This is a genomic window from Streptomyces triticirhizae (assembly GCF_003696235.1).
In the GTDB taxonomy this organism is placed as follows: Bacteria; Actinomycetota; Actinomycetes; order Streptomycetales; family Streptomycetaceae; genus Streptomyces; species Streptomyces triticirhizae.
On the sequence record NZ_RFFJ01000026.1, the window covers coordinates 31,199 to 44,008 of the forward strand.

The 12,810-nt window shown below is 74.3% G+C and carries 3 protein-coding genes and 1 pseudogene; 3 read left to right on the forward strand and 1 reads right to left on the reverse strand.

Annotated elements, in window-relative coordinates; genetic code table 11:
- Nucleotide 1: 1 nt before the first annotated feature.
- A pseudogene (locus tag EBN88_RS07695) lies at nt 2-9,370 on the reverse strand (amino acid adenylation domain-containing protein); the annotation flags it as partial.
- 608 nt (nt 9,371-9,978) lie between these two features.
- Between EBN88_RS07695 and EBN88_RS07700 the strand changes: the two are divergent.
- The 3 genes from EBN88_RS07700 (at nt 9,979) to EBN88_RS07710 (ending at nt 12,793) form a co-directional block, all read left to right on the forward strand.
- The gene (locus tag EBN88_RS07700; protein WP_233580458.1) at nt 9,979-11,202 is read left to right on the forward strand and encodes a cytochrome P450; all 1,224 of its coding nucleotides are present in this window, start codon (nt 9,979-9,981) and stop codon (nt 11,200-11,202) included.
- Nucleotides 11,203-11,634: 432 nt separating this feature from the next.
- Nucleotides 11,635-12,087 (forward strand): hypothetical protein, encoded by a 453-nt coding sequence (locus tag EBN88_RS07705; protein ID WP_122182518.1) that lies wholly within the window; start codon nt 11,635-11,637, stop codon nt 12,085-12,087.
- An 88-nt stretch (nt 12,088-12,175) separates the two neighbouring features.
- Nucleotides 12,176-12,793, forward strand: a complete 618-nt coding sequence (locus EBN88_RS07710; RefSeq protein ID WP_122182519.1) for a carbonic anhydrase — start codon at nt 12,176-12,178, stop codon at nt 12,791-12,793.
- The last annotated feature ends 17 nt before the right edge of the window (nt 12,794-12,810 follow it).

Here is a 12,810-nt window from a genome sequence, read left to right on the forward strand (position 1 = left end):
CGTCCTGGCCGGTCAGCAGCGACCGCACCAGTGCGGCGGTGTGCTCCACCCCGTCGGCGTCGAGCAGTTCGGCGTGACCGCTCCCGCCGCGCAGCACGACCGTTCCGGCCGTGCCCGCGCCGTGCCAGCTGCCGGCGCCGCCCGGCGCGTACAGCTCGGCGTTGCCCCGCTCGGTGATCACGCCCAACGCGGCGCGCAGCGTGCCGGAGTTGGGCGTGCGGCTGGCGAACTCCAGGTAGTCCCTGGCCTGTTGGCGGGTCTCCTCGGCCACGACGCGGGAGCCGGTGTGGCGGCGCAGATGGTCGTGGAGTTCCTCGTCGAACGCGTCGAGCACCCGCTCGGTGAGCTGGAACGTCGCGGTCTGCCGGGGCGAGTCCACGACCACCACGCGTCGCACCGAACGGCCGCGCGCCTCAAGCGCCTTGGCGACCTCGAAGGCGAGGTTGCCGCCCAGCGAGTAGCCCAGCAGGTCGAGCGGCCCCTCGGGGGCGATCCCGGCGACCTGGTCGGCGTAGCGGGCGACCTTGTCGTCCCCGGCCAGGTAGTTGAACGCGACCAGCCGCCACTCGGGCAGCCGCTCGGCGAGCCGCCGGTAGACCAGGCCGTGGCCGCCGGCCGGCGGGAAGCAGAACAGCGTCGGCTCCCGGTCGGCGTTGAACGTCAGCCAGGGGCGGGCCCCGGCCAGCCGTCCGGTGACGACGGCCTCCACCGTGCCGGCCATCCCGTGCAGCGTGGTCACCCGGAACAGCTCGCTGACCGGGATCGTCACCTGGAACTCGACCTGGAGCGCGTGGATCAGCTCGATCAGCCGCACCGAGCTGCCGCCCACCGCGAAGAAGTCGTGGTGCAGCCCGGCGCGTTCGACGCCCAGCAGCCGCCGCCAGTGCGCCGCCATCCGCTGCTCGTAGAGGGTGACCGGCGCCTCGTAGGGAACGGCGTCGCCGCCGGCGGCCGGGGCCGGCAGCGCGGCCAGGTCGACCTTGCCGTTGGGGGTGAGCGGCAGCCGTTCCACGGCCACCAGGTGCGCGGGGATCAGCTGGGTCGGCAGCGCGGCGGCCAGGTGGCGGCGCAGCTCGGCCTCCTCGGGCGCGTCCCCGGGGACGCCCGGCACCCAGTAGCCGCAGAGCGCCGGCTCGCCGGCCGCGTCGGCCCGCACGGTCACCACGGCCTGGGCCACGCCGGGGACGGTCAGCAACTCGGCCTCGACCTCGCCGGGTTCGATCCGGTGGCCGCGCACCTTCAGCTGTGTGTCGGCGCGGCCCAGCAGCCACACCAGCCCGTCGGCGTCCCAGGTGGCCAGGTCCCCGGTGCGGTAGCGCCGCCGGCCGTCGCCCAGCAGGTCGGTGCGGAACCGTTCGGCGGTCAGCTCGGGCTCGCCCACATAGCCGAGCGCGACCCCGCCGCCGCCGATCCACAGCTCCCCGGTCACCCCGGGCGGCACCGGCTCGCCCCGCTCGTCCAGCACCCACAGCGTGGCGCCGGGGAACGGCCGGCCGATCGGCACCATCCGGTGCTCGTCCATGCCCTCGGTCGGGCCATCGAAGAAGCAGCTGTCCACGGCCGCCTCGGTCAGGCCGTAGGAGTTGACCACCCGGGTCTCGGGCCCGGCCAGGGCGACCAGCCGCCGGTACTCGCCGACCTTCCAGGAGTCGGAGCCGACCACCAACAGCCGCAGGAAGTCCAGCCGTTGGCCGGTGGACTCGCAGTAGGCGGCGAGGGTGCGCACCACGGCCGGCACGAACTCCGCGCAGTCCACCTTCTCCTGACGCATCGTCCGGTAGAGGGCTTCGGTCTGGAAGAGCAGCTCGCGCTCCACCAGCACCAGCCGGCCGCCGGAGCCCAGGGCGCGGGCGGTGTCGCCGAAGAACACGTCGAAGGACGGCGAGGCCAGTTGGAGATGCACCCCGACCTCGCTCTCCAGCAGGTAGGCGGCCCGCCAACCGGCGTAGGAGTGGGCCAGGTTGCGGTGGCTGACGGCCACCGCGCGCGGCCGGCCCGTCGATCCCGAGGTGAAGACCAGATAGGCCGGGTCGTCCAGGCCGGCGGGCCCGCCCCCGGCGCCGCCCGGTGTCTCCTCGTCCGCCGCGCCCTCCAGGTCGGCCAGCGCGGCCGTGGCGCCGGGCAGCCCCTCGGGCGCCGGCCCGTCGACCAGGGTCAGCGCGACGCCGGCCGTGGCCGCCATGGTCGCCAGCCGCGCCGCCGGATAGCCGGGGTCCAGCGGAACGCACGCGCCCCCGGCCTTCCACACCGCCAGCAACGCCACCAGCAGCGCGGGCGACTTGGGTAGGCACAGGCCCACCGCGGCGCCGGGCCGCACGCCCCGGGCGCGCAGCCGCCGCGCCAGCGCGCCGGCCCGCCGCTCCAACTCGCCGTAGGTGAGCCGGATCGCCTCGCCCGAACCGTCGGGCAGCACCACCGCCACCCGTTCCGGCGCGCGCCGCGCCCAGCCCGAGACCAGCTCGTGCACCGGCCGGGTCACCGTGACGGTCTCGCGCGCGCCGCTGAACTCGTCCAGCAGCCGGGCGCGTTCGTCCGCCGCCAGCATCGGCAGCGCGGTAGCCGAACGTTCGGCCTCGGCAAGGGTCAACGCGTCGAGCAGCCGGGTGTAGTGGCCGGCCATCCGCGCCACGGTCTCGGGCAGGAACAGGTCCGAGTTGTACTTGAGCACGCAGTGGAACCGGCCGTCGGCCGCCTCCTCGTACGCCGAGAGCGTCAGGTCGAACTGCCCCTCCTCCTCGGGGAGTTCGATGTACTCCAGCCGGTAGCCGTACTTCTCGGTGGCGACCCGGTGGTGCAGCAGGATGAACATCGCCTGGAAGACCGCCGAGCGGCTCGGGTCGTGGGCGAGGCCCAGCCGCTCCACCAGCAGCACGAACGGGTACTCCTGGTGGTCGAGGCCGCCCAGCACCACCGTCCGCACCCGGCGCAGGAGTTCGGCGACGGTCGGCTCCCCGGACAGGTCCAGGGCGAGCGGCAGCGGGTTGACGAAGTAGCCGTAGACCGAGCCGAACTCCTCCCTGGTCCGCCCGGTCACCGGGCTGCCCACCACGATCCGCTCCTGGCCCGCGTAGCGGTGCAGCAGCAGGTAGTAGGCCGCCAACAGCACCATGAACACGGTGGTGTGGTGCTCCCGGGCCAGCGCGTGCACCCGGGCGCTCAGCTCCTCGTCCAGCGCGAAGAACTCCGAGCCGCCGTTGTGGGTCCGCACCGCCGGCCGGGGCCGGTCCGTCGGGAGCGTCAACACCGGTGTGGTGTCGGGCAGTTGGTCCCGCCAGTAGCGGAACATCCGCTCGGCCTCAGGGCTGGCCAGGAACGTGTTCTGCCAGTTGAGGAAGTCCAGGTAGTGGGTGGTGGGCGCGGGCAGTTCGCCGGTGCCGCCGCGCCGCAGGTCCTCGTGGACCGCGAGGAGTTCCTCGATGAAGGTGAACGTGGAGATGGCGTCCGAGATGATGTGGTGGACGCCCTTGGTGATGATCCAGCGGTCGTCGGCCCGCCGCAGCAGCCGGAACCGCACCAGCGGGTCGCGTTCCAGGTCGTAGGGCCTGCGGTACTCGCGGATGATCAGCTGGTGGATCGCCTCCCACGGCTGGTCGGCGACGTCGAAGACCGCGCTGTCCTCGCGCGGCTCCGGCGCGATCCGCTGCACCGGACTCCCGTTCTCCAGAAGGAAGTTGGCGCGCAGCTGCGGATGGCGGGCCAGCAGCCGGCGGAACGCCTCCAGCATCAGCTCCGGGTCGAGGGCGGCCCGCACCTCGACCGCGCCGCCGATGTTGTAGGCGAAGCCGTCCGGGTCGAGCTGCTTGAGGAACCACAGCGCCTTCTGGTTCTGCGTCAGCGGGTAGCGGGTCGGGTCGGTGAGAACCGGAACGGCCGCCCCCTCCGAGCCCTCATCGCCCTCCGCCAGCCGCGCCAGCAGCTCCTGGCGCAGCTGGCCCCGCAGCTCGCCGACCGTCGCGCCGCTCAGCAGCGCCACCACCGGCAGCGTCACCCCCAGCTCGGCACCCAGCCGCGCCCGCAGCTCCATCGCCAACAGCGAGTCCAGGCCGAGGGGCTGGAGTCCCGTCTCCGCGTCGAGCCGCTCGGCCGGCACCCGCAGCACCGCGCCCACCACGGCGGCGAACCGCTCGCCCAGCAGCCGGTCCCGCCCGGCCTCGTCGGCCGCGGCGAACGCGGCCGCGAACTCCTCGGCGCCGGCCGCCCCTTGACCACCCGCCCCGTCCGTGCCGCCGGCGGCGGCGCCAGCGGCCAGCTCGGCGACCAGCGGCGGCGGAGTCGTGTACCAGGACAGGAACGTCGGCCAGTCCGCCACCGTGGCCACCAGCAGCTGTGGAACGTCCTGCCCGACGATCCGCTCCAGCACCGCCATTCCGGCGGCCGGCGCCAGCGAGGTCATGCCCCTGGCCTGCCGGTAGTGCTCGACCAGCCCCAGCTCCTCGATCATCCCGGTCGCCCACGGGCCCCAGTCCACGCTCAGCGCCGGCAGCCCCAGCGCCCTGCGGTGGTGGGCCAGCGCGTCCAGGAACGCGTTGCCCGCCGCGTAGTTGGTCTGTCCCGCCGTCGGCAGCCAGGCCGCGACCGAGGCGAAGAGCACGAAGTGCTCCAGCGGCTCCCCGGCCAGCCGCCGGTGCAGCGCCCAGGCGCCCAGCACCTTCGGGTCGTGCACGGCGGCGAACGTCTCCCGGTCCATCCCCGCCAGCAGCGTGTCCCGCACCTCGCCCGCCAGGTGGAAGACGCCCCGCACCGGCGGCAGCGCGGCCGCCCGGTGCCCGTCGAGCCACGCGCCGAGCGCCGCCTCGTCGGTCACGTCCACCGTCACGGGCGTGACCTGTGCCCCCAGCGCCTCCAACTCGCTGACGAACCGGACCCGTTCGGCGGTCCGCTCGTCCAGCCCGGCGACCTCACGCCAGCGGGAGCGCTCCGGCAGCGCGGTGCGCCCCAGCAGCACCAGCCGCCGGGCCCCGCGCGCCGCCAGCGTCCGGCACAGCAGCCGGCCCAGCGCGCCGAAGGCGCCCGTCACCACATAGCAGCCGTCGGCGCGCAGCCGCAGCGGCAGCGGCCGGGTCAGCCCCGACGGCGGCCGCAGCCGGCAGCCGAACCGCCGCCCGCCGCGCAGCGCCACCTCGTCCTCGCCGGCCCCGCCGACTCCGTCAGCCCCGGCGCCGCCCGCCCACAGCTCGGCCAGCAGCGCCTCGGCCTCCTCGCGCGGCCCGGCCGCGCCCGCGCCGTCCAGGTCGACCAGCACCCCGGGCCAGCCCGTCAGCTCCTGGTAGCGCAGCACCCGCACCACGCCCCAGGCGCGCGCCCCGAACGGCGCCACCGGCTCCCCGGCGCGCACCGCCTGGCTGCCCCTGGTGACCACATGCAGCCGCCCGGAACGCCCCGAGGCCAGCAGCGTCCGGGCCAGCGCCACCAGCCCATACGGGCCCAACGCGGCGTCTGCGGGGGACAGTTGGGCATCGGCGGCCGGCTGGTCGAGCGCCCTCAGGTCCACCACCGCGTCGCACGCCCCGAGCCCGTCCAGCGAGCGCGCCACCTCCTCGGCGACGTCCGCCCCCAACGGGCCGTCGGCCCGCACCAGGTGGCAGTGGCCGCCCCGCTCGGCGACCAGCGCGGCCAGCGCGTCGGCCACCCCGCCGGGCGGGTCGGCGAGGACCAGCAGACGCCCGGGCGGCGGCGCCGACTCCCGCTCCAGCGGCGGCAGTTCGTCCCAGGCGGGCGCGCTGAGCCAGCCGTCGACGGTGGCCGTCGAGACCGCGCCGGCCGCCCGTTCCACGTCGGCGGCGCGGAAGCCGGCCACCGCGCCCAGCGGCGCCCCGTCGTCCCCGTACACCGTCAGGTCGCCGACCAGCAGCTCGGCCGTCCGCTCGGTGACCCTCGCCCGCACCCACACCGGGCGCTCGCCCACCGGGCCCAGCCGCACCTCGTCGATCGCCACCGGCAGCCGCACCGCGCCGCCCTCCCGCGCCGGCTCGCCGGCGAGCGCCCCGGCCAGCAGCGCCTGGAAGCAGGAGTCCAGCAGCACCGGGTGCAACTGGTGGTCCCCGCCGTCGTGTTGATGCGCCGCAGCCGGCAGCCGCAGCCGGGCCAGCGCGCCGTCGGGCCCCAGCCACAGCTCCTCGATCCCCTGGAACGCCGGCCCGTAGTGGTAGCCGTGCTCCGCCAGCAGCCCGTACACCTCGGGCCCCGAGCGTCGTTCCGCCGCCCGTCTCCGCTCCGCCGCCAGGTCCAACGGGGCACCCAGGGAACGGGGTTGGCCGCTGCGCACGGTGCCACAGGCGTGCGTGACCGGCTCGGGCCCGCCCGTGGCCACCACATGGAACGCGGCCGACTCCGGGGCGAACGTCAGCCGCACCGGCACCGCCCGGTCCTCCGGCAGGAACAGCGCCCGGCGCAGCTCCACCTCCGCGACGGCCGTGTGCTCCCCGCCGGTCAGCGCGCGCACCGCCTGCGCCGCCATCTCCAGATAGCCGGCCGCCGGGAAGAGCGCCCGCCCCTCGACCCGGTGGTCGCGGAGATAGGGCGCGCGTTCCAGGTCGAGGGCGGTCTCCCAGGCGGGCGCGGCGCCCGGCAGCCTGCGGCCGAGCAGCGGGTGGTCCCGCTCCCCGAGCCGCACCCCGGCCACCGCCGGCGGCTCCGTCCAGTACCGCTCGTGCCGCCACGGATAGGTCGGCAGGGCGACGGGCCGGCCGGCGGGGTGCAGCGCGTGCCAGTCCGGCTCAACGCCCAGCGTGAACAGCGCGCCCAGCGTGCGGGCGAACCGTTCCGGCTCGTTCTCGCCCCGCCGGATCGACGGCAGCGCCAGCCCGGCGACCTCGCGGCGCGCCAGGCACTCCCCGATGGAGTGCCCCAACACCGGGTGCGGGCCTATCTCCAGGAACAGTTCGAAGCCGTCGTCGACGAGGCGGTCAACCGCCGCCTGGAACCAGACGGTGTCCCGCACATTGCGCCACCAGTAGTCGGCGTCCAGCTCCTCGCCGCGCGCCACCGCGCCCGGCAGCGCGGTCAGATAGAGCGGCACCTGGGCGCGGCGCGGCTTGAGGTCGGCCAGCGCCTCGCGCAACTCGCCCTCGATCAGGCGCATTCCGGCGCTGTGGTAGGGCACGTCCACGTCGAGGAAGCGGGCGAAGACCCGCTCGCCGCCCAGCTCCTCGGCGAGTTCGGCCAGCGCGGCCGACTCGCCGGCGAGCGTCACCGAGCCGGGCCCGTTGACCGCCGCCAGGTCGATCCGCCCGCCGTACCGCCGCGCCCTGCGGGCGGCCTCCGCCTGCGGCAGGCCCACCGCCAGCATTCCGCCGGTGCCCACCAGCCGGTGCTGGAGGCGGCTGCGGTGCACCGCCACCGCGACGGCGTCCGCCAGGTCGTACACCCCGGCCTCGTGGAACGCGGCGATCTCCCCGGTGCTGTGCCCCACGATCGCGTCCGGGGTCACGCCCCGGGACCGCCAGAGCGCCGAAAGCGCCGTCTGGAGCGCGAAGTTGGCCGGCTGCGCCAGCCAGGTCTCCGCCATCAGGGAGCGCTCCTCGTCGGCCAGCAGCTCCTCGCGCAGCGACCAGTCCACCAGCCGCGAGAACTCCCGGTCGCAGCGGTCGATCGCCTCCCGGTAGACCGGCTCTTCGGCGTAGAGCCGCCGGCCCATCGCCCACCACTGCGGGCCCATCCCGGTGAACACCCACACCAGCCGCCGGCGCAGCCCCTCCCGGCGCTGCCCGGTGACGACCAGGGGGTGCGGCTCGCCGCGCTCGGCCGCCGCCAGCGCCTCGTCCAACTCCTCGGCGGAGGAGTAGGCGACGGCCATCCGCCGCCCCAGGTGCTCCCTGCGGTGCGCCAACGTCCAGGCCACGTCGGCGAGCTGACCCTCGTTCAGCTCGCGCCGCACCGCGCCGGCCAGCTCGGGTAGCGCCTCCTCGGCGCGGGCGGTCAACGGCAGGACGGTGTAGGCGGGTTGGGGCGACTCGGGCGCGTCGGGCGGGGCCTGGGGCGGCGGCTCCTCCAGCAGCACATGGGCGTTGGTGCCGCCGAAGCCGAACGCGTTGACCCCGGCCCTGGCCGGCCCCTCGTGCTCGGGCCAGGGCGTCGCCTCCCGGGGGATGCGGAACGGGAGCGCCGCCTCGTCGATCGCCGGGTTGAGCCGCTCAATGTTGAGCTGCGGCGGGATCGTGCGGTGCTTCAGCGCCAGCGCGGCCTTGATCAGCCCGGCGACGCCCGCGGCCGACTCGGTGTGCCCGATGTTGGCCTTGACCGAGCCAACGTAGGGCAGGTTCCCGGGAGTTCGGCCGACGGGCAGGGCGCGGGCCAGGGCGGCGGCCTCGATCGGGTCGCCGACGGCCGTCGAGGTGGCGTGCGCCTCCACGTACTGGAGGTCGCCCGGGGTGATCCCGGCCTCGGCGCAGACCCGTTCGATCAGCCGGACCTGGGCGTCGGCGCTGGGCACGGTGATCCCGGCCGTGTGGCCGTCCTGGTTGACCCCGCTGCCGGTGATCACCGCGTGGATGGGGTCCCCGTCGGCCAGCGCGTCCGCCAGGCGCCGGATCGCGACCAACGCCACGCCCTCCGCCCGCACATAGCCGTCGGCCGAGGCGTCCCAGGGGCGGGAGCGGCCGGCGGGGGAGAGGAAGCCGCCCTTGGTCTCGGCGATGGTGTACTGAGGCGCGGAGTGCAGCAGCGTGCCGCCGGCCAGCGCCAGGCCGGTCTCGCCCCGCCGCAGGGACTCGCAGGCCAGGTGGACGGCGACCAGCGAGGAGCTGCACGCGGTGTCCAGGGAGAGGCTGGGGCCCCGGAAGTCGAAGCAGTACGAGATCCGGTTGGAGACCATCGTCATCATGGTCCCGGTCGCGGTGTGGGCGGCCAGTGTCTCGAAGTCCAGGTCGGCGAACTGGAGGATCTTGTAGTCGAGGGTGAACGCCCCGACGAACACGCCGACATCGGTGCCGGCCAGCCGCCCGGGGAGCTGGCCGCCGTCCTCCAGCGCCTCCCAGGCCACTTCGAGCAACTTCCGCTGCTGCGGGTCGAGATGGGCCGCCTCGCGGGGGCTGATGCCGAAGAAGGCGGGGTCGAAGGCGTCGAAGCCGTCGATATAGCCGCCGCGTCCGCCGACCAGGCGGCCGGGCTTGTCGCGGTCGGCGCTGCCCAGGGTGGCCACGTCGTAGCGGTCGCGTGGCGTGGGGGTCAGGCAGTCCCGGCCCTCGACGAGGTTGCGCCAGTAGGAGCGGTGGTCGTTGGCGCCGCCGGGGAAGCGGCAGCCGATGCCGACAATGGCGAATCCGCCGGAGCCGGGGCCGAATTCGGACGCGGATTCGGACCTGGAGTCGGCCCCGGATTCGGGGGAGGCGGGGGCACCGGGGCAGGAGGGGACGGGGACGGAGTTCTTCATGGTGATCCTTCGGGGATGACGCGGGGATGGGTCAGCCGGAGGAGGGGGGACCGTTTGCCCGTCCCGCCGTTTCGCGGGAGAGGACAACACGCCAAGAGAACCGGAATATCCCGAGGGGCATTCCTGTGGTCGTGCGGTGATGTGATCGTGTGCCCTCATGGTAAAGGCGGTGTGTTTCCGTGGGTGACGCTCGGTGGCGTCAACGCGCGCCGGCGCACGGGGAGTTCACCGGCGGAGCGAACGGCGTGAACGGCCCTGACGTGCGACGTTGCCGGCGGAGGTGGCGTCGGGGGGAGGGCGCCTGGCCGCGCGCCGATTCACGAAGAGGCGATCAGGGGAAAGCATTTCTGATTTCCCGGTTCGAAGGTGTGAACGGGCGGGTTCGGGGCGTGCTTTGGAAACACGCGCCCCGGGATGCGGCGTTTCCCGGGCCCGCTTCGGGCCTTCGTGGAAACCGTTCCGTCGAACCCGGTCGGTCGCCATCGCCAAACGACAGAACCGTTCCCCGGGCGCCTCTCCCGGCGCGGGGCCTTCGGGCGGTCTGTTCCGTCCGCCGGCCGCTCCATAACCTGGAGGGCCGCGGCGCACACCGATCCGAGGAGCGTTCCGTGTCTCTCCCCCAGGTGCCCGACATCCTCTCACCCGAGTTCGCGGCCGACCCCTACCCGGCCTACCGCGTGATGCGCGAGAGCGCGCCGCTCATCTGGCACGAGGCCACGCGGAGCTACCTCGTCTCGCGCTACGAGGACGTCCAGCGGATCTTCCGGGACAGGAACGGCGAGTTCACGACCGACAACTACGCCTGGCAGATCGAGCCGGTGCACGGCAGGACCATCCTCCAGCTCGACGGCCGGGAGCACGCCGTGCGCCGCGCCCTGGTCGCGCCCGCGTTCCGGGGCGCCGAGCTGCGGGAGAGGTTCCTCCCCGTGATCGAGCGCGACTCGCGTGAACTGATCGACGCCTTCCGGCACGCCGGCTCCGCCGACCTCGTCGCCGACTACGCCACCCGCTTCCCGGTCAATGTGATCGCCGACATGCTGGGCCTCGACAAGGCCGACCACCCCCGCTTCCACCGTTGGTACACGTCCGTCGTCGCCTTCCTCGGCAACCTCTCGGGCGACCCGGAGGTGAGGGCGGCGGGGGAGCGGACCCGCGTCGAGTTCGCCGCGTACATGCTGCCGATCATCCGCGCACGCCGCGAGAACCCGGGTGACGACCTGCTGTCCACGCTGTGCGCCGCCGAGATCGACGGCGTGCGGATGAGCGACGAGGACATCAGGGCGTTCTGTAGCCTGCTGCTCGCCGCCGGCGGCGAGACCACCGACAGGGCGATCGCCAGCCTCTTCGCCAACCTGCTGCGCCACCCCGACCAGTTCGCCGCCGTCCGCGCCGACCGTGGTCTGATCCCCCGGGCCTTCGCCGAGACCCTGCGCCACACCCCGCCGGTCCACATGATCATGCGGCAGTCGGCGGCCGAGGTGACGCTCAGCGGCGGCACCGTGCCTCCCGGGGCCACCGTCACCTGTCTGATCGGCGCCGCGAACCGGGACGAGACCCGCTACCGCGACCCCGACCGCTTCGACATCCGCCGCGACGACCTCACCACCACGACCGCCTTCTCCGCCGCCGCCGACCACCTGGCCTTCGCGCTCGGCCGGCACTTCTGCGTCGGCGCGCTGCTCGCCAAAGCCGAGGTGGAGACGGGCGTCAACCAACTCCTCGACGCCCTGCCCGACCTCCGCCTCGCCGACGGCTTCGAGCCGGTGGAGCGGGGCGTCTTCACCCGTGGCCCACGGTCCCTCCCGGTGCGGTTCACCCCCGCCGGCTTCTGAGGGGCCACCTGCCCAACTCGACGGTCTGGCGGGCCGGTTGCCCATAAACGGGACTAGACTGGCTGGTCGGTCGGCTGTTACTGTGGTCGCGACCAGGACCGAAGCAGGGGGAAGAGACGTGGGGAAGCAGACGGGATCGGACGGCCCGCGGAGAACGCCGCGCCGCGTCCTCGGGCATCATGCCCACGCGAGGCCAGAAACTAATCTCGCTCGTTCACCGATCTGTGCCCGTTGGCTCCCTTCCCGTGGAGCCCACCGTGCCTGACGGGACGTCAGGCTGAGCCTCCGGGCCGCCACGCCCGTTCGCGGTGCTCACCCGCACCGTCCGTCCACCCCGCCGGGGCCGCTCGTGCCCGCCTCGGCGGCGGCACAGCCCAACTCACCGCGCCTCGACCCGACCGGTCGACGCCGCGCTCACTCGGGAGTCGCTTCGTGACCGGGACCATGCTCCGCGCGCGTGCCCTGTGCGCGCTGCTGATCGGCATCATGGTCTGGCAGGGACTCTTCATCCACACCCCCACCCAGGGCGTCGACCGCCTGACCTTCACGCCCAGGGGCCTGACGCTCGACCACCAGCACAGCGTGGTGCCCGGGCACTTCCTGGCCAGCGAGCTGTTGCAGCGCCCGGTGCCGCAGCACACGCACACCCAGTCCGACCGCGAGGACGCCCGCGCGATGGGCGGCTGCCGGGGGAGGGCGATCCCGGTGGCGGCGCCCGGTCCGGGCGGCCCTGGCCTGCCGACGATGGCGGTCTGCTCCCACCCCGGACTCATCCCGGCCAACCAGCGCCGAGGGCCGCCGCTCTCCGGCTTCCATTTCGCCTGGGTGCTCGTTGACTCCCCGCCGGGGGTCGCCCGAGCCGTCCTCCAGAGCTGGCGGACCTGACCGCGACGCGCTCCCGACCCGGCACCGCCGGCCGTGAGCGCACGTCGCCACGATCCGTTCGCCACCCAGAGAAGGGGAAGCACGCGCAATGCCTTCACGCCTGGACCAGCCACGCCCCATCGCCGTTCGCACCGACGAACCCCTGGGCCGTCGCGCCCACTTCACCCGCCACCAGCAGGCGCTGTTCATCAGCTGCACGGACGCCCGGCTGGTGGCCACCCGGCTGACCGGGATCGCCCCCGAGCGGCTGTTCGAGCTGCGCAACATGGGCAACATCGTGCCCCGTTACCGCACCGACGTGATCTCCAGCGAGATCGCGGCCATCCAACACGTGCTGCGCGAGCCCAGCGTGCGGGACGTCGTGCTCTGCGGGCACTCCCGCTGCACGGCGGTCGCCTGCCTGCTCAACCGTCACACCGCCTCCGTGCGGCCGGCGATGCGCCGTTGGCTGGCGATAGGCCGCTCCAAGGTGGCCTGCGACACGGCGGCCGGCCGGCTCGCGGCCGGCCCCCTGAACGAGGTGGCCTGGGACCGGGCCTCCCGGGCCCATCTGGTCACCCAGCTGACCCATCTGTCCGAGTACCCGGAGGTGCGCCACCGCCGCGCCGCCGGCGAACTGCGGCTGCACGCCTGGTTCTACACCGCGAAGGGAACCGTCGAGGTGTACCGCTTGCGGGAGGAGATGGAGGCGCAGGCCCTGGTGTGAACGCGCGGGCGGGCGGG